The sequence below is a fragment of the Paraburkholderia jirisanensis genome, assembly GCF_054782355.1.
Window position 1 is genome coordinate 133,242 of sequence record NZ_BAAGSQ010000026.1, and the last position, 25,189, is coordinate 158,430.

The following is a 25,189-nucleotide window of genomic DNA, read 5'->3' on the forward strand; positions in this document are numbered from 1 at the left end:
ATGAAAATCGAAACACACAGTCCAATGCCGGAGCCGTCTCTCGCCGACATCACCGCGCTTGAAAAGACGATCGGAGCACGACTGCCCACAGACTACTTGAATTTCTTGCAAACACAAAATGGTGTAATTTTTACAAGTAACGAATTCGACATTCCCGGCGGCAACCATGCGGGAATCAATCAATTCATCCCTTTCGAAAAATTGCTCTACGAAAAATCTCTCATCGAGCAAACTGGCAATTTTGGCTTTCTTCCGATTGCATACGCCGAGGGCGGAAACTACGTATGTTTGGCTACTCGGAAGCTCGACATCGGGGAAATCTACTTCTGCGATCATGAGATTCCCGGAGAGGAGGCATATTCGCGACTTGCCTCTTCCTTATCTGAGTTTTTTGATTTAATTAGACCTTTCAGCGTCGACGATATTGAAATAGATAAAAATAAAGTCAAAAAAATATGGATAAATCCAGAATTTTTGAAACGAATAAAAGGCGAAGATTAGTGAGTGGGAGTACCCAATATATTACATTAACGCCAAAGATACGCCTGCGAACAATTTTTTAGTAAATTTTCTTCACGGCCATCACGAGCTCTGATGCACGCGATCCTGAAGGACGTATTCTTTTAACTTAAACAGCAAACCCCGGTGCAATTGACCGTCTCGTGCAAAGTGCGACGGTAGCCTGCCGGAAGCGGTTCTTTTACCTGAAATACACATGCCCCTCGAAGTTCGATTCAAAATGACACCTTTCATGAGACTAGGCCGATCGCTCGCCGCAGCCATCGCGTTTGCTACGGCGTGCCATGGCACGTGGGCTATAGGCGCCTCGCAATCTGGCAGCAACGAAGTCCCCGCCTGCCCGGCGATTGGTCAGATCGAGAGCGCGCCGGATATCGATACGCTACGACAGATGCTAAAAGCGCTGCCCACTGATATGGTGAACGACGACTTGGGTACCGATCCCTGCTGCAACGTGCTGGCATCAATCAAGTGACGAGAGATGCGCTAGCACCTCAAGCCTATTGGGATCGATGGATCGACTATTCGCAAAAACGCATCACGGCAATGCAAGCAAGGTGCCGGGAGCCTTTTGGCGATCCGAGCTATCACCCTCAATATTTGTCAAACCTTGCCAAAGAATATCTGCATCTGATGCTAGAACGGTACTCGCGTGGCGACTCTTTGGAAGACTTCACCGAGTACTTTTCCGCGCTGCTTGACGCGCGTGAAGAATCCGAGTTATTAGGCAAGAGCGTTTTCACCTCGGAACAACAGGTGACTCGGCATAGCTGGTCGACCAATCTGGATTTTTACATCTTTTGCTTTTGGTTGACCGGTCTTGCTCTGTCTCTGAACGTTCACGACAACGAGTGGCGACGCTTGGTTGCCTTGATGGGCAACGAGGGTGAAGACGCATTGCTAGACCGAATTATCGCCACTCGTGACCACGACCGACAAATTGGGACCAAGCTACGTCATCCGAAACCGTACCAACGCCTTCTTGATACCGTCAACGCATCGAGGGAAGATCAACCCCGCATGCTTCGATTGTTTGTCGAAAACTGGTATGCGGAACTTGATCGCCCGCCCAAGAAAGGTGGCGTGACAGCGATATATGATCGACCTTATTGGTATGGTTTTGATCAGTACATTGACGGCGGTGCGTACTTTGGCTTTTGGTGTGTTGAAGCGGTCGCAGCAGTAAGAGCGTTCAATCTCGATGACAGTCTTTTCCTAGGACTTTCTCACTACCCGGGTGATTTGCTCCGTCCAGATGGCCCTACCACGCATACGGACGATGGACCCGCCAACCCTATTGAAACGGAGCGATCTCGCCCTGCTCGGCAAAGCTTGTTCAAACGCCTCTTTGGAAAATGGTGAACTGACCTTGCTAGTCGCACTGCTTCGGATTTCCGGCATTCAATCAGGCGGCTTGACTTCGCATTCCGGGCTGTTTGTCGATAGATAGATGGCGCGAGTGTGGCCGATACGCCGTCGATTTCCGTGTCGTACGGCAGCAGCCATAGTTCGAGCACAACCGAAATATCGACCCTGACCAATGCAGGCAGCACGATTCGCGGTGGTGGCAACGTGTCGGTGACTGCCACGGGCGGCGCCGTAAGAGATGCCAACGGCCTGCCGATCGACGGCGACCTGTCGGTTATCGGCTCGACGATCAGCGCGGGCGGCACGGTCTCACTAAGCGCCAATCGAGACGTCACGCTACAGGCATCGACCGATCAGCTACTGCAGAGCATGCAATCGAGCAGTTCCAGCATGGGCATCTCGCTTGCGTCGCCGGGTCTCGGGGATCTCGGCCGCTGGGTGAGCGGCTCGGCCAATAACGGCGGCACCAGTCCTTCACCGTACAACGCGAGCAACAGCGCCTCGAACGGAACGCAGGCGCAGACCGCGCAGACGGCGACGGTGGTATCCGGCAACAGCGTAGTGGTGAAGAGCAGGACCGGCGACATCAACGTGGTGGGCTCAGGCATTAGCGGCACACAGGGTGTCGATCTGATCGCGAGCCAAGGGGCAATCAACGTGCTGGCTGGGCTCGATACGAGCATGAGCCATCAGGATTCGAGTGGTCACCAGATTGGTAGCCTCGGTAGCAATGGCACGGCTACGGGCTTTAGCGTGGGTGTGGCGAATAACCACAGTACGCAGGATGCGGCTTCGCAGACGCAAAGCACGATGCGCAGCCAGATCGTGAGCGGCAACGGGAATGTGACACTGGACGCGAACCAGGACGTGACGGTGGCCGGTTCCGATTTGAGCGCGGGCAAGGATCTGACGCTGATCGGCAAGAACGTGAATCTCGATCCGGGCACCGATGCGATGCAGACCAGCGCGAGTCAAAGCTCGAGCCAGTTTGGTGTGAGCCTCGCGCTGGGCGGCGCGGTGGGCAATGCGATTGCGACCGTCAACCAGAGCATGAACAACGCGAGCCACGCGGGAGATTCGCGTCTGGCCGCGCTCGATACAGCGCAGGCGGGGCTAGCGGTTTATAACGCGTATCAGGTTGCGAGCGCGACAGGGCCGACGGGGCAACCGCTGATCAAGGCGACGGTGAGTGTTGGCGGCGGTTCGAGCCAAAGCAGCTCGCAGAGCAGCGAAACGGTGAATGACGGCAGCACGCTGCATGCGGGCGGCACCGTCAGTGTGATCGCAACCGGAAGCGGCGCAAAGGATGCGAACGGGTTTGCGACCGACGGCGATATCAACGCGCGCGGCACGCAGATTTCCGGGCAGGACGTCGTGCTGAACGCGGCACGCGACATCAATCTGCAGAGCGCTCAGGACGCCAGCCAGCAGTCGAGCCAGAACAGCAGCAGCGGTGGAAGCATTGGGGTTGGGCTTGCGCTGGGCGGGCAACAGAACGGCTTTACGGTCGAACTCGCGGCCAGTACCGCGAATGGACATGCCAATGGCAATGGGACGACCCATCAAGATACGCAGATCAATGCCGCCGATACCGTGACGCTGACAAGCGGGCGCGATACGAATCTGCGTGGTGCGGAAGTGGCGGGAAATACAGTTGATGCGAACGTTGGGCGCGACCTGAATATCGCAAGCCAGCAGGATACGAATACGTATGACAGCAAGCAGACGAGCGCCGGGTTCAACGTAAGCATCTGCGTGCCACCGATCTGTTACGGCACGACGGTCAGCGGGTCGGCAAGTGCGAGCGATCAGACTATCAAGGACAATTTCCAGTCGGTGAATCAGCAGAGCGGGTTCTACGCGGGTAGTGGTGGGTACAACATCAATGTCGGCAATCACACGCAGCTGGACGGCGGTGTGATTGCGAGTACCGCGACTGCCGATAAGAACAGCCTTTCGACGCAGACGCTTGGGTATACGGATCTGCAGAACACGGCGAGCTACTCGGGCTCGTCGATGGGCTTTGGGGTGAGTGGAAGTTTTGGGCAGAGTACTGCGGATGGAGTGAATCTGAATACTCCCGTGAAGCAGGCAGGGAGCAACACGCCGGGGCCGCTGAATTCGCAAGGGTTTGGGCCGAGTGGGTTTTCTGCGGGCGGAGTGAGCAGCAGCGCGTCTGGTACGACTTACGCGGCGGTGAGCCCGGGGACGATCACGGTGCGTGGCGATGCTGGGACGGGGCATGACAGTACTGCGGGACTGAGCCGGGATACGGCGAACGCTAATGGTTCGGTGCAGAACACGTTCGATGCGCAGAGCGTGCAGAACGATATGGCGGTTCAGCAGATGGCTGGTCAGGTGGGGATGCAGGTGGTGGGGGATATTGGTGACCACATGCAACAGAAAGCGGTCGACTCGGCGAAGAAGGCTGTGAAGGATTATGGGGATGCGCAAGCGAGAGGCGACACCGCAGGGATGGCGCAGGCGCAGGCTGATTACATGGCTGCGAGTCAGCAGTATGCGTTGTGGAGTAACGATGGTGCGGCGCGGATCGCTTCGCATGCGGTAGTCGCAGGCGTGGGGGCTGCGATGGGAGGCGGTAGTGTTGCGGGGGCGGTTGGTGGGACAGTTGCTGGCGACCTGGCGGGTAACGCGGCTGGTGGTGCGCTGGGTGACACGCTCGGGGGCACGCTGCTATCGAATGTAGCGTCGGGGCTTGCTGGGGCCGCGGCGGGTGGGGCGTTGGGCGGGGCGTCGGGGGCGATGAGTGGTGCCAATGGGGCGTTGAGTGCGGATCTTTATAACCGGCAGTTGCATCCGGAAGAGAAGACACTTGCACAGAAGCTTGCGACCGCGAGCGGTGGCAAATATACCGTACAGCAGATCGAAGACCAGATGGCCGCAATGAACATGACCCAAAACGGGCAAACCTACGATGGTGGCGTTCGCGTCGCTGTTGGCAGCATGCCGAGTGACGGATCGACATGGGTGCCATATGGCATTAATCAAGCTGGACAGCAAGTCTGGGCTCAAAACCTCCCGTCGGGTGATGTCGACATTCAAAGCTTCATTGCTCAGGGTGCGAATGCGCTAAGTGGATCCACCGGCATAACTTATCAACCTACGACAACGCAGTACACGCAATACTCAATCAGTGGTTCAGGAACAATTATGTTGCCGTTTGTCGGCGCCGGCTTAGGCATAAACTTCGGAATATCGACCGACCAAACGCTCGCTGGAACCTCTCCGTACATTCAGTTTCAGGGAAATGGGATGGTAAGTGCCGGGGTCTACGCAGGGCTTGGGGGTAGCTTCGGTGTCAGCCATACCAATGGTCCGCTTACGTCGGGCACTGGGAAGGGAGGATATGCGGAGATCGATGCCGGATTTGTAGACGCAGGTGGCGCCAACTTTTCTATTAGCGACAACGGTACTATTGGTGGAATCGGTGGATCAGGCCCGGTAAAAGCATTCCCCGGGGTTGGTTTCGGAGCGGGGATTGGTGCCGGGCTCTCGTATACGACGACCGTAGTCTTTCCTTCGTGGGCGGATTTATTTGGGAACAAAAAATGACTTTAAAATTCAAAGATATTATCGTGTCATCAGCCATTTTTATTTTTGAGCTGTCGGCTTTCTACGGATTGGCGTTCGTGATGGTTTATTTCGTAAATCAGCCTCATGCCCAATTTCTAGCCGGACTCTCTTCATTCTTTGTGCTCTGTGCGTGCGCTGTTAGTCGAACCGCTATTCCACACGTATTACTGAAATTGTTTCTGCGCCCATCAGTCTTGGTCATGTATGGGGTTGTCATTATATTTAGCGTATTCGGAAAAGGACAACCTGATTTGACTGTGTTCGCTCCAGGCTTTGGATTGGCCGTCTTCGCAGCATCGCTTGGGGAACGTTTCGGCCGACTTCGAAGAAGTAAGCGGGGAACGACGCGTAATGGGAACTCATAGCCTTGTGTAAGCCAAGAACCACTGATACCGCCGGATCGACATATTGCAAGCGAATAGTACCAATCCGGCGCGTGACACACAATGGCCCACGACAGTCTGACAGATAGCGTTCGTCCTTAGCCATCCTTGACGTTCGGGCATCTGGAGAAATCTTGAATAAAATTTTCCATCTACACTTGCGAGCGGGAATAATGTTTCCGGGTATAAGATTTTTTAAGCATCTTCGATGCCAGTTTTTTCTACGGCGTGGAACGCTCGTACAGCAGTTTTTTGGGTGCGAATGTTGCAAGAATAAAACTGATTTCGATCGTATCGGAATTGCGAAAGGAGTCTTGTCTTTCAGTTCCCCGGTCGAATATTGAGATGATCAAATTGTCGATGCTGGATGGCGGTGTGATTGCAAGTACTGGCTGCCGATAAAAACCGTTTTCGACGCAGACGTCGATGAAAAATACGCCGGCAAGTGCAATCTACGATACAACGGGTATGAAGCTGGTGACGGATGGCACGGGCAAATTATCTCGTGCAAGACCCGTCGATGTTGTTGCTTGGTCGAACGGCGGGTGCGATGAATGCAGATATTCGCCAGCTACACCCCGATGAGAAGGCGGCGATTCACAAGGGGGCGAATGGCGATTCAGTCGAGGAGAAGAAGCTGACACAGGCTGCCTGCTATGCAGTGCAATGCAATGCAATGCAATGCAATGCAATGCAATGCAATGCAATGCTGGGCGCAGTATTCGCCGAACAGCGACGATTGGGCGGCAAACTATGTAAGTCCCAACAGGCTGCGCTGCTCGGACCTGAAATGCAGTGGGTGCTAAGCCAGAATGGATCCGCTGGGCTGTTTTGCCTACACGCTACCGCAGCGGTGGCTGGATGGTGCTAGCAGTCAGGTGAGTATGGCGGTGCGTGGTGCGACGAGCATGCGGATCAACTGACAGCAATGATGAAAGCGGGTACACAGGCCAAGATGGGGAAGCTCCATTGAGCCCGATTGCCCAAGGCGTTGCGAACGGGGTAACCGCGGTTACGGTCGCGGGAGGTAGGGAGCCACCGCTGATTCAATACAATATTTTTCAGAATTCCAGTGGCCAACTGTTCCGCTTTGACCGACCAACCGGGAGGAAATGATAATGGCAAAATTTGCATGCAGATGTGGTTACATCATCAACTTGATCGTTTCGCCAAACGAGAATGAATGGACATTCATTTCACAGCGAGTGGTTGAGGACATAGTTGTTGCTATCGATGAGAGCAAAATGCGCGACGGTGAGTATTTTTACGAAATGCTCCAAGGAGACGAAATCACAGTGTATCGCTGTCCCTCGTGTGGCCGTTTGCATTTGGAGGAGGCTGGCCGAAACAAATTTGTCACGTACATCAAAGAGCTCAGTAGCTGACGAGCGAACTCGATGCGTGCCGAGTTCGTTGTTCACATATTTCGCCCAATGGTTCGAGAAAGCGAATGAAATCACTAAAGAGCGCAGATTGCGAGTGTAACAGACAGGGAAAACCTTATTTACGAAATTTGGCACGAGAACACGCAGGTCGCTGAAATATCGAAGGAGCCCGGTCGTGGTTATGAAATCGAGATATATCCCGCCGTCGACAACAGTTCATGGCAATTCGATTTGAACAAGTTCAAAGCAATATTGGAAGACGGAATCGCGGAGCTAGCAAACAATCGTCGGTGATTGAGCGAGAAAATTAATCGCGGGCGGGCGGTCAATGCGGGAGCAATCTGAATCGCGAGCCAGCAGGATACTACCATCGAAATGAAGCAATCACGGGCTTGCTGTTTGTGGCATTACGCTCGCAATGGAAGGCATGAATTCGTTATGATGGACGCAAGGAGACATCGCAACGTCGAGGTATGTGCCGTGGAATGCGATGCTCTCTGATGGTGGGTCAACCCACATTCGCAGTGATAGTAACGACAAGTGCGCAAATTTTGTGAACGCCTTCCCGGAAGAATTGCAATGAGTACAGGCAAAAAAAGCGCAATAGAAGCAAGTCGCCAATATTTGCTTCAGCGCTCCGCGAGCTTGGTCACGCGTAACGAAACAGACTCTTTGAGCCTAGCTCTGCACCGTTTCTTCCCGAAGCTAAGACATGCCTTTGTGTTGCATTGGATTCCCGAACAAGCAGAGGATATTTACTGGGTTCTAGTCAGCCCAACTGAGATAGCAGAAATTGAGGTCCCCCGTGGTGACTACGCACTAGAAAGCCTTCCGTCGCTAAAACTGATAGACATAGGCGCTTATCAGCAGAGGCGCCATTCGCGTGACATTCGGCAAAAGCTAGAGATCAGTCTAGAATTACTCAAAAACGGTTGACGAGTCGCAAGCTTCGCTAGACATCGATCTGCGTTGTGTGGAAGAAATCGTAATCAGAGCGACTGAGATTAACATTTTTTAACCGTATGAAATATAATTGAAATTTTGATAAATTGTTATCCAAGCCCTCTTGTTTTAGGGTCCCGAAAAGCAATCTAGTTCAATATCGAATACAGTTGGTGTGCTCGCTTCTATCACGCAGAAGAAGTTCTGATACAGGTAATTGAAATTGACATTCTTCGCCCCCTAGAGAATGAAACTGAGTAACTATGAATATAAATCAATCAAAATTACGGAGCTGTGGTGAGCAATGATATATATCATGGAATTTTAAGTGGAATAATCGGGCCTGTCATTGCACGATGGGCCGAGCGATTTAAGTACAGAGTCATATTTCTTCTAGCAGTGACTTGCGTTTATGTTTGCACTTTCTATGGTGTTATAAAGACACACGGCTGGCATTTAGGAATGGAATTATTTTTTAAGAGAATGTTCAGCCCAACTTTGATTCTTGCCACGATTGGCATTGGGCTGCTTGCCGTCGGTGTCGTTTTTGTTTCATCGATCGGCACTCGAAACGAGAAAAAAAGATGAGCCTCGGGTTTTAGTGCGATCGGGAGAAAGCGAGGCGACCTACGGTGGATGCATCGTAGAATCAGAGCAGTGGGCAAAGATGACGTGTGCCCAAAAAACTGGATACTGGGTTTGTATTGGGCCAGCGGCCGCGTTTATTACAATTCCATTGCAAATAAAATTATTCCTAGCATGGGCAAATCAGTGGTAATGGTCCCGAGCTACTGGGAACTGTATCGATGAACTTTCACAACGGACAATTTTATCTGGGCGGTAGTGACGCTGTCTCTGTGAACCCAGGTGTTAATCTCGTCATTGGCTGGATACCGTCGAATATGCATTGCCTAACAGCGTTCAAGGATCACTCGCTCGTAGGAGGCTCTTTGGGCTTGTGTGGGGTTGGCGACTGTCTTAAGACGCCCTGTCCTGGCGTAACCCGCGGCTCTGGCGTCTCTTTTCCAGCCCTCAAAATATCGACACTATAAAAGTATGACGGCCAAATTTCCTGTAAAGCGTTCCCTTAAGACCTATGCCATTGGTGGGGCAATCGCATTGTGGTTGATATGTATTTCCTATGCTCTGGTTAAAAATCCGTCTGCAGGAGATGCAACTGGCAAGCTGATAATCATGAAAAGCAATTTATCCAAGCTTATTGAAAATGGAGGAACCGTCCTCTATCGCAATGAAAGTGCAAAATTTGGAGGCGCACTGCTGTCCATCTTAATTAACAAGGATACCTGGACGCAGCAGCTTAGATACAAAGATACGCACACCTTAGTCGCACTCGGGTGGCAACCGATGATGAACGATGCAGGTTCTTTCTGTAAGGAGAAAATGTTGACAAAAATTCAAGAAGACGTAGGCGACTACAAAGGACAGAATACAGTCTATATTAGTATGTCCTATAGCACGATCACAGCAAAAATATGTAGGTGAGTTTTTCACTGCTGCACTAATCCCCGGGGTCGGATCTCTCGGTGCCCGTAAGAGCAAAATCGTTTTGCTAGTGCAACTGACATTACTGAACCTGAGCAAAGCAAATGAAGTCACTAAGAGAGCAAATTGCGAGTATGACAGACAGGGAAAACCTCAATACAAAATTTGGCATGGTAATAGGCAGGTCGCTGAAATTTCGAAGGAGTCCGGTTGTGGTTATCTTGGACTTGTCTACCTCCCGAATGCTATTGCGTGGCGCTCCAAGCATTGGGGCCTAACGCCGTTTGTCGACACGACAAACGGCAAATCACGGCATGATTGTGTCGATTTACACCCCTCACATTCATCATGCGCTCGGTCTAGATAATTAAATGAGCAATGACAAACGATATTTTCCATGGAATCTTAAGTGGCATATTTGGTCCTGTGATTGCCCGACTAGCGTTGAAGTTCAAATATCGTACGATTTTCGCATTTGTTGTAATAGGGCTTTATCTTGTAGCCTTTGCAAACTCTGTGAGGCTTGAAGGGTGGCGCATTGCATGCAGTGTTTTCATGGATAAGATAACGACGCCGGTAGGAGTTTTGGTCCCACCGGGCATCGGCCTGCTTGTTGTTGCTTGCGTCTTTGTCGCGTCATCTGGCGAGTCTGAAAATAAAAGATGACAAGCCGTGAGTGCAGCCTACGACACAACTGGTATAAAGCTAGTAAGGGGCAGCGCGGGCAGATACCATAAGCAAGACCCATCGATGCCGGTGACGCTGTCGCAGACGTTGCACGATCCAACTGTGCAGAAAAACTCGGTTTAAATTTTAATAGACCAACTCCTCAACTGAACAACATGGCTTCCTTTACATATACAGCTTGGACAAACGGGTCTGCAATATCGCTACTTGAAACGCTCAAACATCTGTTCAATCAGAGAGATTTTTCCTTGAAAAATCCTCAATCTGGAATGTGTCACGTTTGGAATGAGCGCGCCGAATGTTTTAAAGTTGACGTCAATTCGCTACAGATCATTTTGGACGAAAAATTGCCAATAGGGATTCAGTGGTGGCGTGGCAATGAAGATATTTTCGTTACCTTAGCGACGAATAAATCGGTTGGAGGCACAAATTGCATTGTCCGCCTGATCGGAATAACCCGTGAAGAAGAAGCGGAGATAGCCAAACTAATGATTCTGCACATTGTTCCGGAGAAAAAATTCTTTCCTGATGATTTTCCGGTCTTCCATCTTGACGCTCAGTAACTCGGGATATGGACAGCAGAGCTTCGTTCGCTACCAAGAGCCTTGGGGATCACAAAGTGCCGGCAACGATCTACATATCACGGACCGCACCTTCGACTAAAGATTCTCCTTGGCCGGACTTGCCGCGGCATCGACAATTGGTGCGGAAAAGAAAGGACCATAGAGCCGGTACGATCCGGGCAACGACAACGCGGCGCAGGACGGTTCGAACGGTGCTGCGGCATCAGGTCGAAAAAACATATAAAAAAGCAGACCCGGCGAGAAATCGCTACCAACTATGCAAGCCTCGCCGAAACGGCGAGCGACGACAAGACCAAAGAAATGACCATAGATTTTTTCGAAATCGGGTTGGACTACGATGATCTAACTCGTTGGTATCTCGGCCAACCGGCGACCTCAGTAGGGAAGGTCCTGCCAGGTACATTTCGGAATTGCATGCCGTGGAGTGGGCTCGATCCACTAAGCGTTGAAATCTTGCAAGCCGGTACGCCGGCGACATTCAACCACAGCGGGCATTCCGTATACATCGTGACAAAAGAGATTGTGAAGGAACTGCAAAGCACACTTGGCCCCGATCTTCTTCAGGGAATCCCAATTTCAGTCATCAGTCACCCGGGCAATTATGCGGTTTTGAACGTGCTGGATAGCGTCGACTGTGTTGATGAGGAAAATTCTGAATTCAGTCGGTGGACCGCCGAAGATGGACGACCTGAGCAGATAGGTGGTTACAGAATGTCTTTGCTTCGGATTGATCCTGAGCGTGCAAGAGGTCATGATTTATTTCGTGTAAAGGGTTGGGAAATCGCGCTCATCTGCTCCAAGAAAATCAAGCAATGCCTCGAAAAGGCAGGAGTGACTGGAATACGCTTTAAACCGGTTGTGCATAGGGAGTAATGGCTTAATGAATGCACTGAGAACTGGCAATTTGAACGCTCACAAGGACGGAGCTTGATCGTTTCCTCTCTAACCTAAACCTCTCAAAGGCACAAGCACGAATGTTTCACAGCGAAATCACAGGCAAGACACCAGATGAGATATCGTGAGATCAGAGCGATTGACATGTTCGGTAACAGAAAATGAAAACAAGCGTTGAGAAATTATTTGATGCTTTGCTCGGCCGAGCAGCGTGGTCAGTGCGGCATACACACGGTAGTTGTTTTTTCATGGAGTTTGGGAATCCGCATCTTGTGGTGAGGGAGCCGCTTCCCGTTAGAGAGGGGATATCGCCAGAACAAGCAGTCAGCCGCAGGCGAAGAAGGATGTCATTCCGTGGTGACTGGTCTCTACTAATCTACGCCTGCAACTGGTCGCTGCAGACATGGGAGCTCTCAGCGAGCAGCGAATCGACACCGCTAGACATGTCGCTTCCGTTCGAATCCCTTGATGGACAGTACCTTCAGTCGGTTCGCTATGACTCTCTCAGTAAATCCACCACGTTGACGTTCGACCTGGGGGCTGAGCTCCGGTTGTCGCCGAATGACAACGTGGGAGATCACGAGTCGCAATGGTCACTCAGCTCTATCGACAACGTTTATAGAACTTTCGTTTTGAGCGGTAACATAGACGTGAGTAATGGAGACGATGCTCAAGGATAATGATGTTAATAATAACGGCGAAGACCGAGTCATCATGGGCGTTGCGCTTTGAACCTGGAGAGTAAACTGCGAGAGGCTTGACTCCGAATACTCCAGAGTATGAAAAAGCACTGAAGGATGAAGTAGGCAGATTGCCAAAGCATTGCGACGTCTGGAACACAATTAAACGGCGCCTCATAACGAAAAAATGATCGAAGACTTTTTTGAAATCGGATTTTATTATAACGACCCCACTCGCTGGTACCTTGGGCAGCCTATGACATCATCAGGAAAAGTCTTGCCCGGTACGTTTTGGAATTGCTTACCGTGGGTTGAAGAGAATCCGTTGAGCGTCGAAATAAGGAAAGATGGCATGCCAGCGACGTTCAATTACAGCGGATTTTCCATATATATAGTTGAAGCAAAAACACTAGCACTGATTCAGACGATTACCAACCCGGGATTTTTACAGAGAATTCCGGTTTCAATCATTGGAAATTCAGAACACTACGAAATACTAAACGTACTGGACAGAGTTGACTGCCTGGACGAACAACACTCTGAATTTCGTCGATGGACAGCCGACGACGGGCGCCCCGAACGCATAGGTGACTACAAAGTATCTCTCCTTCGAATCGATCCTGAGCGCGCAAAAGGTCACGACTTATTTCGCATTAAGGGCTGGGAAATCGCTCTCATCTGCTCCGATAAAATCAAGCAATGCCTCGAAAAAGCAGGCGTAACGGGAATACGCTTTAAACCCGTCGTGCACAGAGAGACGAAAAAGTGACAAGAGACTCCCTCACAACCAGTGCCTTTTGGGATCACTGGATTGATCACTCACACAAGCGGATTGAGAGCATGTGGGAAAAGTGCAAGGAGCCTTCTGGCAATCTTCGCTATCAGCCACAGTATGTCTTTGAAATATCCCGAGAATACTGGCAGCTCATGCTTGAGCGATATTCGCGTGGCGACGCAGTCGGCGAGCTGGCGCAGTATTTTCCTGGACTTCTTGATGCATGGGAGGAGTCGGAGAGGTTGGGTGCGGGAGTGTTCACGCCAGAACAACAAGTCTCCCGTCACAGTTGGACCACCAATCTCGACAAATACATCGTCTGCTTCTGGCTGACGGGGTTCGCACTTGCGCTTGACATCCCCAATGACCAGTGGCGACGCCTGGTTGCGTTGATGGGCAACGAGGGCGAAGACACCTTGCTCGACCGCATCATTGCCACTCGTGACCAAGACCGGCGCATTGGCACCGAGCTACGTCATCCGAAACCGTACCAACGCCTACTTGATGCCATCAATGCGTCGGCGGAACATCAACCACGCCTGCTTCAACTGTTTGTAGAAAACTGGTACGCGGAACTCGATCGCCCTCCGAAGAAAGGAGGTGTAACGGCGATATATGATCGGCCTTACTGGTATGGATTTGATGAGTACATTGAAGGCGGCGCGTACTTTGGCTTTTGGTGCGTCGAAGCGGTGGCGGCAGTCAAAGCGTTTAACCTGGATGACCGTCTTTGCCTGGGACTTTCACACTACCCCGGTGACTTGCTCCGCCCAGATGGTCCGACCACACATACGGACGGTGCACCCGCTGCTCGCGTTGAAGCGGAGCAATCTCGCCCCGCTCGGCAAAACCTATTCAAGCGATTCTTTGGAAAAGAATGAATAGACCTTGCTAGTCGAACGACTCCTTTAGCATGCACTAGGAATGCTGCTATGAAACAGACGCCCGAGCGCAAAGCACACGCCCTAAGAACCGCTTGTCTACCGCCTTAACACCCCCCTGCTGCACCGCCTATCCAGATGCGTGTCCACACAATACTCACCAACCACTCACCACAACAGATACAGCTCACCAGCAGCGCCTAAACCCACGATACGTCCAACTGTCGCCGCCTTCGCGCCCATCGCAAACCGCTGGCGTGCCGGGGCTATCCTAAGTCATTTACTGACCATTCAGCGATGCGTCGCGAAGATCAGTCAAGTCGCCCCCGCGATACCAGACTGGAGAGCCCCTTTGAAGCGTTTGAGCCGATCAATCGTAGCTGGACTCATGCTAACCAGTCTGATCGCTACAGCGATCGCCTTAGGCGGCTGTTCAAAAGCGAAGCCAGGCGAAGTACTCGACGAAGCGCAGCAAGCAGGCCGCACCGCCGATTCGTTTCCGCAAGCGTCCGAAGACTACTTCCATGCGATGGACCGTGGCGTAGCCTTAACACCCGACGAGATCAAAGGCCGCAACATGTGGCTCATCTGGACCGGAGGCAACGACCGCTTCTGGGATCTGATGACGAAGAACACCTTCGGCTCATTCGACCTGCTCAAGACACTAAGCTCCTATCCAAACCAGGGCTATTCACGCGACAACCGCTGGAACTTTCTCGGCGTGGTCAACGAGCCATGCTTCGAAAAGGCCACCGGCCCTGATCCGCAACGCTTCGGCCTATGGCTCGACCATCGTCAGCAGGGCTGCGCGCCCGACCCGTTCGAGAACGAACAGAAATACCCCGGCGTAAAGATCGGTGCACGCGGCACGACATTTTCGAATGGCGAGACTTTGCCGGTGGGTTCGTACTTCGGCTACGCAACCGGGGTGCTCGGTTTGCGGCTGTTTCCGAATCCGGAGTTCGACGAAAAAGCGGCCAAGGCATGGGACCCAAAGCGCTATTACACGGACCCGTCTTACTACAATCGTGCCGATCTCGTGCGGCCGTATCGCGTCGGCATGTCCTGCGCGTTCTGCCATGTGGGGCCGACCCCGGTGCATCCGCCGCAAGACGCGGAGCATCCGCATTGGGAGGACTTGAGTTCGACGGTCGGTGCGCAGTATCTGTGGGTCGACCGGGTGTTCGTCAACAATGCGGCTCATCCGGAGGGACGTGCGAACTTCCTCTATCAGGTCGTGCATTCGTGGCGGCCGGGAACCCTCGATACGTCGCTGGTATCGACGGACAACATCAACAATGCCCGCACCATGAACGCGCTGTACGACTTCGCAACGCGCCTCGACAACGCAAAGACATTCGGCAAAGAGCGACTCGCGGGTGGCGGGTTGAACAACAAGCAGCTAAACGACTTCGTCAAAACCGGCCCGCTGACAGAGTTCTTCACGCCGCCGGATACCGTCTTTACGCCGCATGTGCTAAAGGACGGATCGGATTCGCTCGGCGCGTTGAATCGCGTGTACCTGAACATTGGTCTCTTTAGCGAAGAGTGGCTGCTGCATTTCAACCCGATCGTCGGCGGCAAGCAGGTCACGCCGATGGAAATCTCCACGCTGAACCGCAACTCGGCTTACTGGCAAGCAACCCAGCAAGGCACGCCGGACATGGCGAGCTTCTTCATCAAATCGACGCCGCCGGACCACCTCGGCGAAGCGCCGCACGGCACGGACTATCTGGCCGATGTGTCGACGCCCGACGGCGCGCAACAGCTCGCACACGGCAAGGACATATTCGCCGATACCTGCGCGCGCTGCCATTCGAGCAAGCTGCCCACCTTGCCGGCCAATCTCGATCTGCAGAACTGCACGGGGCCGCAGTATCTCGACTGCTTCAAGCGTTACTGGCACTACACGCAGACCGATACGTTCAAGACGGAAATGCGCAAGATCGTCAACGCGCCGGATTTTCTCGACAACAACTATCTGTCCAACGATGCGCGCGTGCCGGTGACGCTGTTGCGCACCAACATCTGCAGCCCGCTTGCGACCAACGCGATACGCGACAACATCTGGGACAACTTCTCGTCGGAGTCGTACAAGACCTTGCCGTCGGTAGGCAAGGTGACCTACTACGATCCGTTCAATGGCAATCCGCTGACGTATGCGATGCCGGGCGGCGGCCGCGGCTACACGCGGGTGCCTTCGCTGATCGGCTTGTGGTCGACCGCGCCGTACCTGTTGAACAATACGGTCGGGCCATTCAATCCGGATCCTTCGGTAGCGGCGCGCGTAACGGCCTTCAACGCGTCGATCGAGCAGATGCTGTGGCCTGAAAAACGCGATCACGACGCGCTGCTCGGCACCAAGGTGCCCGGCACGATCGATCGCACCACCGAACGCAGCCAGATCAGAATCCCCTCCGGGTTCCTGCCCGGCCCGGTCCAGACGCTGGAACCGATGCTGCGTCCGTTTGCACGCTGGCTGGTGGCGGACAACGGCGATCTGACAGTCGGTGCGATTCCGCAGGGCACGCCGGTGGATCTGCTTGCGAATCTGCAGCCACTCGGCGAGACCGACAGTACGATCGACAACGCGGTGCATACGGTCAAGGTCGCGCATACGTTGCTGGAACTCGGCAGCGATCTGAAATCGCTGCCTGCCAATGCATCTGACGACCAGTTGCGCAAGACCTATGCGAATGTCGCCAAGCCGCTGCTCGATCTCAGCAAGTGCCCGGACTTCGTCGTCAATCGCGGCCACTACTTCGGCACCGCGCAATTCAACCAGCAGGCCGGCCTCACCGCCGACGAGCAGGCATTCGGCCAGGAGCCCGTACTGAGCGATAGCGACAAGCGTGCGCTGATCGATTTTCTCAAGATGTTCTGACGCTGACGATGGTGGCTCAAATCGAACCCGATTCCCACTGGGACTATGTCGTCGTCGGCTCGGGGGCAGGCGGCGGAACCCTGGCCGCGCGCCTTGCCGAACAAGGTATGCGCGTGTTCCTGCTCGAGGCGGGTAGCGATGCGCGCAGCAGCGGCGCCGCCCGCATGCCCGACGACTACGACGTGCCGGCCTTTCATCCGTTCGCGACGGAAAATCCGGCGCTGAGCTGGGACTTTTTCGTCCGCCACTACACGGACGAACGTCAGCAGCGGCGCGATCCGAAATGCACCTCACAAGGGGTGCTCTATCCGCGTACGGCAGCGCTCGGTGGCTGCACGGCCCATAACGCGATGATCTTTGTCTATCCGCATGACGCGGATTGGGATGGCATCGCGCAATTGACCGGCGATCCGTCATGGCGGGCGACGAATATGCGCCGCTACGCAAAGCGTCTCGAGCGTTGCACGTACCAGCCCCTCGGCAAAATCGCGGCGCACCTCGGCATCGATCCGACCGCGCATGGCTGGCGCGGCTGGTTGCCGACCGAGCTCGCGATCCCGCTCGATGCACTGAGCGACGATGCAGTGCTGCGGGTCGTGCTGCTTTCGCTGGAGGTGTCGACGCGCGGCACGTCGCGACACTGGCGGGCGCTCAGAAGACGCTTGCGGTGGCGCGGCGACCCGAACGGCAAGCGGCGCGGCGGCGCCGAATTCGATGGCGTCGGCTATGCCCCGCTCACCACCTCGGGGCACGTGCGCAGCGGCGCACGTGAACGCTTGCTCGACGTCGCGCGGCGTTATCCGGGCAACTTGCATATCGAGCTGGATGCGCTCGCGACGCGCGTCATACTCGATGAGCACGGCACGGCGGTAGGTGTCGAATATCTGAAGGGCTCAAAGCTTTACGCGGCGCATCCGGTGCCGAATCCGGCCGGCGGCACGCGCGCGGAAGTGCGCGCGCGCCGCGAAGTGATTCTATGCGGCGGTGCGTTCAATACGCCGCAACTGCTGATGCTGTCGGGTATCGGGCCCGCGGACGCACTGCGCGCCCATGGCATCGAGGTCAAGGTGGATCTGCCGGGCGTCGGGCGCAATCTGCAAGACCGGTACGAGGTCGGCGTGGTGAATAAAATGGCGCGCCCGTGGAAGGTTCTCGAAGGCGCAACGTTCAAGATCGACGATCCGCACGGGGTTGAATGGACCCAGCGTCGGGCAGGCGTCTATACGTCGAACGGCGTTGCCACGGCGGTCGTGCGCCGCTCGGTGGCGGCTCGCGAGGTTCCCGATCTGTTCTGCAGTGCGTTCTTCACGCGCTTTTCCGGTTACTTTCCCGGCTATTCGAAACTCGTCATGAACGATCATGCGGCGTTGACATGGGTCGTGCTGAAGGCGCATACGCAAAACCGTGCGGGTTCGGTGACGCTGCGCTCCGCGAACCCGCGCGATACGCCGCTGATCAATTTCCGCTACTTTGAGGAAGGCAGCGACACGGCCGGCGACGATCTGCGGGCGGTAGTCGACGGCATTCGATTCGCGCGGAAGCTGGCGGCGCTGCTAATCGAGCAAGGTTTGATCGCCGGTGAGGAATTGCCGGGGCCACACGTGCAAAGCGACGAAGAAGTGGCAACGTTCGTGCGCGACAACGCGTGGGGACATCACGCGTCGTGTACCTGCGCGATTGGCGAGCGGGACACCGGCGGCGTGTTGAACAGCGCGTTTGTCGTGCACGGCACGCGCAATCTGCGGGTTGTCGATGCGTCGGCATTTCCGCGGATTCCAGGCTTTTACATCGCGAGTGCGGTCTATATGATCGGCGAGAAAGCGGCGGATGTCATCCTTGAAGGTGCCCGGCGGTGAACGTTACGTCACGCGTCACGCTGCAATCGCCTGTGCCTGCAGCGCAAAAGTCTTAGGCAACCCTGCACGCGCAATTGCGCCGGTAAACGGTTCACCCGGCAGCCACGACGCCAGTTGTTCGCGCATGGCCAACAGCTTGCCGATATCGACGCCCGTATGCAGCCCTTCCGCTTCGAGCAGAAACACCGTGTCCTCGGTATTGATGTTGCCGGTAGCGTTCGGTGCAAACGGACAACCGCCCAAGCCGCCCAGCGAAGCATCGAAACTCCGCACACCGGCATCGAGCGCTGCGACCACATTGGCCAGCCCGAGCCCACGCGTATCGTGAAAGTGGCACGCCACCGGCACATCCCCCGCCAGCGCGCACACTTCGCGCATCAGCGCGCGCACCTGGCCGGGGTTCGCATAGCCAACCGTATCGGCAATCGTGATCTCATCCGCACCCGCCTGCAGCAGCGTTTCTACGAGATCTAGCACGATCCCCTCGTCCACCCTGCCCGCAATCGTGCAGCCGAATGCAGTTGCAATGCCGGCGCCAAGCGCAACACTGCGCACACCCGGCTGTTCGCTCTCGTCACGCGCCGCGACGATCCGGACAAAATCCTCAACCGACTCAGCAGTACTACGCCGCACATTCTTCAAGTTGTGCTCGTTGCTCGCCGACAGCACGTAATGCACCTTGCGCAGCCCCACATCGAACGCGCGCTGCGCACCCTTCAGATTCGGCACCAGCGCCGCCGCATGCAGTCCTGCTATTGCCAACGCGCCCTGCGCCACTTCGGCCGCATCAGCAAATTGCGGTACTACCTTAGGCGGAACGAACGACGTCACCTCGATATCCATCACACCCGCATCGACCATACGCCTGCACCATTCAAGCTTCTGCGCACTGGTCAGAATCGTCTGCACCATCTGCAGCCCATCGCGCAGCCCGACTTCGCGAATTTGCACGGCATTGCTCGTTGCCATCTGAAGAGTCCTTTCGTTTGCGCCACGCGCCTTCGCTTCGATACGCGCGGCAACTCGCTACCCGCTAGCTAAAGCGCTGCGTCCGCCGCCACCGTCCTGCCGCCGCCATCGCCCGCGCCTTGCACGTCACCCGAGGCCACAACCGTCGAAGTAGCCGGCGCAAGGACGATCGCCGCAATCGCACCGAGCACCATCAGCACCGCAATCGCACCAAGGCCGCCCGCCATGCTGTTAGTCCAGGTCTTGACCGAACCGATAATGATCGGGCTCACAAAACCACCAAGCAGCCCAACGCAATTGATAATGGCCACGCCACCCGCCACGCCGCTGCCGCGCACGTAGTCGGTTGAAATCGCCCAGATCAGCGGATTCGGCGCGAGAATGCCCGCGGTCGCCACCGACAGCGCAATTATTGAAAGCGGCAGATTGCCGCCGGTAAAGCCCGCCGCGACCAGCCCCGCCGCCCCACACAGCATCGCAATCGCGCAATGCCAGCGTCGCTCCATCGTGCGGTCCGAGTGCCGATTGAGCATCACCAGCGCCACCCAGCTGACGAAATACGGAATCGCCGAATAACAGCCCACCGCCAGCGAACTGGCCACGCCGGAACCCTTGATCAAACTCGGCAACCAGAACCCAATCGCAAACACACCGGCGATCTGCGTGAACCACACAAAGCCCATCACATACACACGGAAATCGGTCGCCGCACGGCCAAACGTATGTTCCGCATGCGTCGCACTCACGCCTGAACTACGGCGCAGATCGCGCAGCACGATTTCTTTGTCAGCGTCGCTCAGCCACGCTGCCTTCTGCGGCGTGTCGTCGAGATAGAAGAACGCGATCACGCCAAGCACACTAGCCGGCAAGCCTTGCACGATGAACATCCACTGCCAGCCGTGTAAACCGTAAAGACCGTTGCAATACGTCATCAGCGCGCCCGACAGCGGGCCGCCGAACAACCCTGCAATGCCGGTCGCACAGGTAAAGATCGCGATCACCTTCGCGCGCCGCTCGACCGGATACCAGCGCGTCAGATAAAAAATCACGCCCGGATAAAGCCCCGCTTCAGCAAGGCCCAGCAGAAACCGCACCGTGTACAGATGCGCCGGCATCGTAACGAACGCCGTGCCCGCCGCGATAATGCCCCACAGAATCATGATCCGCGAGAAAGTCCGCTTCACACCAATACGCGCGAGCAGCAGGTTACTCGGCACCTCCATCAACACATAGCCGAGAAAGAAAATACCCGCGCCAACGCTATAGGTCAGATCGCTAAAGCCGACGTCATGCTTCATATCGAGCTGCGCGATGCCGATATTGATGCGATCCAGAAAAGCGAACACGTAGCACAGAAACAGAAACGGAATCAGCCGGCGCGTGATCTTGCCGTATGTCCTCTCCGCCTGCGGCACGTCGAAGCTGCCAGTGCTCGGGGTCATCGATGTCTCCTCCGGTTTACCGGTCGTGTCTCGTCTCTCGTCGGCCGGTCCGAGCCGGCCGCTCATTGTGTTGCGTGCTGCTCGCTACGTGCTGCAGGCGGCTATTTGCCCTTGAATACGGGCTGCCGCTTTTCGTTATAAGCGCTAATGCCTTCCAGCCGGTCCGAAGTCGGAATCAGCCGGTTATACGCCTCGATCTCCAGATAAAGCCCTGTGCGCAGATCGCCCTGCATGCCGAGGTCGATGGCCTTCTTGGCCTGTGCGACCGACAGCGGCGCGCTGCTGCATATGTCGCGTGCAGCTTCGATCGCTTCGACCAGCACGCGACCCGGCGCACACAGTTTATTCACGACGCCCCAAGCGAGCGCTTCTTCGGCGGTAAAGTTCGCACCGCGGAAAATCAGCTCCTTCGCACGGCGCGACCCAATCGTGCGCGGCAACTGCTGTGTGCCGCCGCCGCCCGGCATGATGCCGCGCTTCACTTCGGTAAAGCCGAATACCGCTCGATTCGACGCGTAAGCAAAATCGCAGGCAAGCAGCAATTCGAGGCCGCCGGCCACCGCCGAACCATTTGCCGCGCAGATCAACGGCAGCGGGCAATACGTCAACGCACGATTCATCCGCTCGAACAAGTAATGCTGCACGCCGAACTGCTCGTCGCTCATCCCTTCGCGCTGCTTCAGGTCCGCGCCGCCACAGAACGCGCGCTCGCCGGCGCCCGTCAGAATCACGCAGCGGTACGCCGCAGGATCCGCTTCGAGCACGCCAAATACGCGTATCAGCTCCTGGCCCATGGTCGTGCTGATCGCATTCGACACTTCCGGCCGGTTCAGCGTGACGACCAGAATCTGCTGGTCGATTTCTTCGAGCCGCAGCGTGGTGAGCAGTTCCGAACCGAGATGCGAGGCAATCTTCAAGGTGTCTCCAATGGCGTCTTGGCCAGCAGATGGTTATGTTCGCCGAGCTTCGGCGTGCAGCCGGCATGCGCGGGCCGCACGCCGCCGAACGAGACCGGCAGGCCGACGAAGGTCGCGGCGCCGTCGTCGGTGGTGCGCAGGATGTCGAGTGCTTTGGTCTGCTCGTGCGCGACCACCTGGTCGATGGTCTGGATCGGGCCGCACGGAATGCCCGCGGCGTCGAGCGCGGCGAGCCAATGCGCGCTGCCTTGCCGGCCAAAGGCCTGCTGCAGCGCATCGATCAACGCGACGCGGTTGTCGACGCGTGCGCCATTCGTCACGAAGCGCGAATCATCGGCCAGCGCGGCGATGCCGAGCACGTCGCACAGGCGCCGGAACAACCGGTCGTTGCCGGCCGCCACCATGATGGTGCCATCTGCGCAGTCGAACGCCTGATGCGGCACGATTGCCGCCGTGCCGGAGCCCCAGCGGCCGGGCAGCACGCCCGACGCCAGATAGTCGGCGATCTGGATGCCGGCCCAGCTGACCGCGGTCTCGTACAGCGATACGCCGACGATCTCGCCCGCGCCCGTTGCCTGACGGCGAAACAACGCAGCCAGCACGCCGATCGCGGCCCATAGCCCGGTGCCCATGTCGTTCACGGAAACGGGAATGCGGCTCAACGGCTCACCCGGCCCGCCGAGAAAACTCATCAGCCCCGCCAGTGCCTGCGCGAGCGGATCGTAGCCGGGCTTGTCGCGCCACGGCCCGCTGGTGCCGAACGCGCCGAGGTTGCAGTAAACGAGCGAAGGCTTCAGCGCGAGCATCTGCTGCGCGCCGAGGCCGTATTTGTCGATGCCGCCCGCCTTCAGGTTTTGCAGCACGACATCCGCGCGACGCTGGATCAGGTCGCGCAACGCCTGCGCTTCGTCGGGATTGGACAGCGACAACGCAATGCTCGACTTGCCGTGATTGACCGCATGAAACAGCGCAGCCGCACCGTCGATAAACGGTGGGCCCCAATCGCGCGCGTAGTCGCCACCGTCGGCGCTTTCGATCTTGATCACCTGCGCGCCCAGTGAGCCGAGAATCATCCCCGCATACGGCGCGGCGAGACTGTGACCGATCTCGACCACGCAGACGCCGTCGAGCGGCAATGGGCGTTGGTTCGGGTTAGCGGCCTCGCTCATTCGGCGCTCACCGCGGCTGCCAGCGAAACCTCCACTTCATGCAACTCCGTGCGTTCGCCGTGAGCGTAGCCGTAGTCGCGCCGCGCGGCCGCTTCGCTGATGTAATCGTCGGCGAGATCGGCTGCCACGCGCTCGCGTTCACGCAACGCCGGATCGCCGTAGCCACCGCTGCCGGCCGGCTGCACGGTAATACGGTCGCCGCGATAGACGACGGTCTGGCCACCCTTGGCCGGCACCTTCTGCTCGCTGCCGTCCTCGCGCTGCACGGTGCACAGGAAGCGCGTACCCGGCAAGCCGCCGAAATGCCCTTCCGGCGCAGTACGGCCGCGTTCGCCGGAGACCGTGAAGGTCGCTTCGTCGTATTCGATGCGATACACGCGCCGCGACGTCAACCCACCGCGACGCCGACCCGCACCGCCGCTATCGGTAACCAGCGACCATTCCTCGACCACCAGCGGCGAAGTGCGCTCGATCATCTCGACCGACTGGCTGCCCGCATTGCCGACATACACGCGGATACCGCTCACGCCATCCTTGTCGGCGCGCGCGCCCATGCCGCCCGCATGCACGTCGTGCATCGTGACGAACTCCTGGCCGGTCTGCTGCACGCGCACGGCATCCGTATCGCGGCCGCTGAAAATGCCGGCGCACGAAGCGCAATTGCTTTGCCCCGTGATGCGCTCGGGCACCGCGGGCGCCAGCGCCTTCAACAGCAGATCGATTACGCGCGGCGAGGTTTCGGTATTGCCCGACACCACCGAGGCTGGATAGCGGCAATTCAGCACGCTGCCTGCCGGCGCGATGATCGTCACTGGCCGGTAGCAGCCCTGGTTGATCGGAATCGCCGGGTCAGTCAATGCCTTCACGGTAAACCACGTGCTATTACAGGTCACCGACAGCGGGCAGTTCACGCCGCCGCGCACCTGCGCACCTGTGCCGGTGTAATCGAACGTAAGGTGATCGCCGGTCTTGGTGATCTTGACCTTCAACAACGGCCGCTCCTGTTTCCAGCCCGGCGCTTCGATCGGATCGAGATACTCCTCCGCTTCGTACACGCCATCGGGAATCCGCGCGATCTCCGCGCGAATCAGCTTTTCCGAATGGTCGAGGCTCTGGCTCATCACGTCGCGCAGCGCATCCGCGCCGTAACGCGCCACCAGTTCCGCGATGCGTCGATCGCCGACAAAGGTGCCCGCATACTGCGCCTGAATATCGAGCAGCAGTTCATGCGCGTTGCGGCTGTTGCGCGTCAACAGTTCGAGCATGTCGCGCACCGGCTCGTCGTTGCGATACAGCAGCACCGGCGGAATGCGGATGCCCTCGGCAAACACATCCCACGTGGTAACCGTATAACTGCCCGGCGATTGCCCGCCGATATCGGTCCAGTGCCCGCGCGTCATCACGAACGCGACAATCTTGCCGTCCGCGAAAACCGGCCGCGTGAACTGCACGTCCGGCTGGTGATTGCCGCCGCCGACATACGCATCGTTGCTGACGATCACATCGCCGGGCCGCAAATTGTCGCGGCCCACTGCTTCGACCGATACGCGCGTGGACATCACCGCGGATCCAAGCATGGTCGGAATGTCGTTGCCTTGCGCAACCAGTTGCATGTCCGCATCGAAGATCGCCGCGGACGAGTCGCCGCTGGCGTGCATCAACGGGCTGCCGGCGGTGCGCATCATCGCGATCTTCATTTCGCGCGCGACCGCAAACAGGCTGCTGCGGATGATTTCGTAAGTGACGATATCCATAGG

The 25,189-nt window shown here is 56.3% G+C and carries 18 protein-coding genes and 1 pseudogene; 14 read left to right on the top strand and 5 right to left on the bottom strand.

What is annotated here, in order from left to right; all coding sequences use genetic code 11:
* The 14 genes and pseudogenes from ACYVNQ_RS17020 to ACYVNQ_RS17085 all read left to right on the top strand — a co-directional run bounded on the left by ACYVNQ_RS17020 (nucleotide 1) and on the right by ACYVNQ_RS17085 (nucleotide 18,935).
* Complete coding sequence (locus tag ACYVNQ_RS17020) at nucleotides 1-501, top strand: SMI1/KNR4 family protein (RefSeq protein ID WP_460903721.1); 501 nt, start codon at nucleotides 1-3, stop codon at nucleotides 499-501.
* 214 nt (nucleotides 502-715) lie between these two features.
* On the top strand, nucleotides 716-994 hold the full coding sequence (locus ACYVNQ_RS17025) for a hypothetical protein (protein ID WP_460903722.1): 279 nt from the start codon (nucleotides 716-718) through the stop codon (nucleotides 992-994).
* Nucleotides 991-1,881: a PoNe immunity protein domain-containing protein gene (locus ACYVNQ_RS17030; RefSeq protein ID WP_460903723.1), complete on the top strand. Its 891-nt coding sequence runs from the start codon at nucleotides 991-993 to the stop codon at nucleotides 1,879-1,881. Before ACYVNQ_RS17025 ends, ACYVNQ_RS17030 begins: the two co-directional genes overlap by 4 nt.
* 93 nt (nucleotides 1,882-1,974) lie before the next feature.
* Nucleotides 1,975-5,460, top strand: a pseudogene (locus tag ACYVNQ_RS17035) (hemagglutinin repeat-containing protein); the annotation flags it as partial.
* Between the two features lie 954 nt (nucleotides 5,461-6,414).
* Nucleotides 6,415-6,735 (top strand): hypothetical protein, encoded by a 321-nt coding sequence (locus ACYVNQ_RS17040; RefSeq protein WP_460903724.1) that lies wholly within the window; start codon nucleotides 6,415-6,417, stop codon nucleotides 6,733-6,735.
* A gap of 1,093 nt (nucleotides 6,736-7,828) precedes the next feature.
* Nucleotides 7,829-8,185, top strand: a complete 357-nt coding sequence (locus ACYVNQ_RS17045) for a hypothetical protein (protein WP_460903725.1) — start codon at nucleotides 7,829-7,831, stop codon at nucleotides 8,183-8,185.
* A gap of 1,062 nt (nucleotides 8,186-9,247) precedes the next feature.
* A complete protein-coding gene (locus tag ACYVNQ_RS17050; protein ID WP_460903726.1) occupies nucleotides 9,248-9,694 on the top strand; it encodes a hypothetical protein in 447 nt (148 codons plus the stop codon).
* Between the two features lie 378 nt (nucleotides 9,695-10,072).
* Nucleotides 10,073-10,360, top strand: a complete 288-nt coding sequence (locus tag ACYVNQ_RS17055) for a hypothetical protein (protein WP_460903727.1) — start codon at nucleotides 10,073-10,075, stop codon at nucleotides 10,358-10,360.
* A 176-nt stretch (nucleotides 10,361-10,536) separates the two neighbouring features.
* Nucleotides 10,537-10,944, top strand: coding sequence for a hypothetical protein (locus ACYVNQ_RS17060; RefSeq protein WP_460903729.1), 408 nt, complete (start codon nucleotides 10,537-10,539; stop codon nucleotides 10,942-10,944).
* Between the two features lie 321 nt (nucleotides 10,945-11,265).
* Nucleotides 11,266-11,838: an imm11 family protein gene (locus tag ACYVNQ_RS17065; RefSeq protein ID WP_460903730.1), complete on the top strand. Its 573-nt coding sequence runs from the start codon at nucleotides 11,266-11,268 to the stop codon at nucleotides 11,836-11,838.
* 888 nt (nucleotides 11,839-12,726) lie between these two features.
* Nucleotides 12,727-13,308, top strand: a complete 582-nt coding sequence (locus ACYVNQ_RS17070; RefSeq protein WP_460903731.1) for an imm11 family protein — start codon at nucleotides 12,727-12,729, stop codon at nucleotides 13,306-13,308.
* Entirely contained in the window at nucleotides 13,305-14,195 is an 891-nt protein-coding gene (locus tag ACYVNQ_RS17075) for a PoNe immunity protein domain-containing protein (protein WP_460903732.1), read from the top strand. The genes ACYVNQ_RS17070 and ACYVNQ_RS17075 overlap by 4 nt, the downstream gene beginning before the upstream one ends.
* 388 nt (nucleotides 14,196-14,583) lie before the next feature.
* The gene (locus tag ACYVNQ_RS17080; RefSeq protein ID WP_460903733.1) at nucleotides 14,584-17,079 is read left to right on the top strand and encodes a hypothetical protein; all 2,496 of its coding nucleotides are present in this window, start codon (nucleotides 14,584-14,586) and stop codon (nucleotides 17,077-17,079) included.
* Between the two features lie 8 nt (nucleotides 17,080-17,087).
* Nucleotides 17,088-18,935, top strand: coding sequence for a GMC family oxidoreductase (locus tag ACYVNQ_RS17085; protein ID WP_460903734.1), 1,848 nt, complete (start codon nucleotides 17,088-17,090; stop codon nucleotides 18,933-18,935).
* Between the two features lie 15 nt (nucleotides 18,936-18,950).
* On the opposite strand, the gene ACYVNQ_RS17090 is transcribed toward ACYVNQ_RS17085, so the two are convergent.
* From ACYVNQ_RS17090 to ACYVNQ_RS17110, 5 genes are all read right to left on the bottom strand, one after another.
* Nucleotides 18,951-19,904 carry a hydroxymethylglutaryl-CoA lyase gene (locus tag ACYVNQ_RS17090; protein WP_460903735.1) on the bottom strand — a complete coding sequence of 318 codons (954 nt, stop codon included), beginning with the start codon at nucleotides 19,902-19,904 and terminating at the stop codon, nucleotides 18,951-18,953.
* Between the two features lie 68 nt (nucleotides 19,905-19,972).
* On the bottom strand, nucleotides 19,973-21,346 hold the full coding sequence (locus tag ACYVNQ_RS17095; RefSeq protein WP_460903736.1) for an MFS transporter: 1,374 nt from the start codon (nucleotides 21,344-21,346) through the stop codon (nucleotides 19,973-19,975).
* Between the two features lie 101 nt (nucleotides 21,347-21,447).
* Nucleotides 21,448-22,263 (bottom strand): enoyl-CoA hydratase-related protein, encoded by an 816-nt coding sequence (locus ACYVNQ_RS17100; RefSeq protein WP_460903737.1) that lies wholly within the window; start codon nucleotides 22,261-22,263, stop codon nucleotides 21,448-21,450.
* Complete coding sequence (locus tag ACYVNQ_RS17105; protein WP_460903738.1) at nucleotides 22,260-23,432, bottom strand: CaiB/BaiF CoA transferase family protein; 1,173 nt, start codon at nucleotides 23,430-23,432, stop codon at nucleotides 22,260-22,262. The genes ACYVNQ_RS17100 and ACYVNQ_RS17105 overlap by 4 nt, the downstream gene beginning before the upstream one ends.
* On the bottom strand, nucleotides 23,429-25,186 hold the full coding sequence (locus tag ACYVNQ_RS17110; protein ID WP_460903739.1) for a hydantoinase B/oxoprolinase family protein: 1,758 nt from the start codon (nucleotides 25,184-25,186) through the stop codon (nucleotides 23,429-23,431). Before ACYVNQ_RS17110 ends, ACYVNQ_RS17105 begins: the two co-directional genes overlap by 4 nt.
* Nucleotides 25,187-25,189: the final 3 nt, after the last annotated feature.

Coding starts and splice junctions, on each gene's coding strand:
- ACYVNQ_RS17095 (WP_460903736.1), bottom strand. CDS start 21,346: ATGACCCCGAGCACTGGCAGCTTCGACGTGCCGCAGGCGGAGAGGACA.
- ACYVNQ_RS17055 (WP_460903727.1), top strand. CDS start 10,073: ATGACAAACGATATTTTCCATGGAATCTTAAGTGGCATATTTGGTCCT.
- ACYVNQ_RS17020 (WP_460903721.1), top strand. CDS start 1: ATGAAAATCGAAACACACAGTCCAATGCCGGAGCCGTCTCTCGCCGAC.
- ACYVNQ_RS17065 (WP_460903730.1), top strand. CDS start 11,266: ATGACCATAGATTTTTTCGAAATCGGGTTGGACTACGATGATCTAACT.
- ACYVNQ_RS17045 (WP_460903725.1), top strand. CDS start 7,829: ATGAGTACAGGCAAAAAAAGCGCAATAGAAGCAAGTCGCCAATATTTG.
- ACYVNQ_RS17090 (WP_460903735.1), bottom strand. CDS start 19,904: ATGGCAACGAGCAATGCCGTGCAAATTCGCGAAGTCGGGCTGCGCGAT.
- ACYVNQ_RS17070 (WP_460903731.1), top strand. CDS start 12,727: ATGATCGAAGACTTTTTTGAAATCGGATTTTATTATAACGACCCCACT.
- ACYVNQ_RS17110 (WP_460903739.1), bottom strand. CDS start 25,186: ATGGATATCGTCACTTACGAAATCATCCGCAGCAGCCTGTTTGCGGTC.
- ACYVNQ_RS17040 (WP_460903724.1), top strand. CDS start 6,415: ATGAATGCAGATATTCGCCAGCTACACCCCGATGAGAAGGCGGCGATT.
- ACYVNQ_RS17080 (WP_460903733.1), top strand. CDS start 14,584: ATGCTAACCAGTCTGATCGCTACAGCGATCGCCTTAGGCGGCTGTTCA.
- ACYVNQ_RS17105 (WP_460903738.1), bottom strand. CDS start 23,432: ATGAGCGAGGCCGCTAACCCGAACCAACGCCCATTGCCGCTCGACGGC.
- ACYVNQ_RS17085 (WP_460903734.1), top strand. CDS start 17,088: ATGGTGGCTCAAATCGAACCCGATTCCCACTGGGACTATGTCGTCGTC.
- ACYVNQ_RS17025 (WP_460903722.1), top strand. CDS start 716: ATGCCCCTCGAAGTTCGATTCAAAATGACACCTTTCATGAGACTAGGC.
- ACYVNQ_RS17050 (WP_460903726.1), top strand. CDS start 9,248: ATGACGGCCAAATTTCCTGTAAAGCGTTCCCTTAAGACCTATGCCATT.
- ACYVNQ_RS17060 (WP_460903729.1), top strand. CDS start 10,537: ATGGCTTCCTTTACATATACAGCTTGGACAAACGGGTCTGCAATATCG.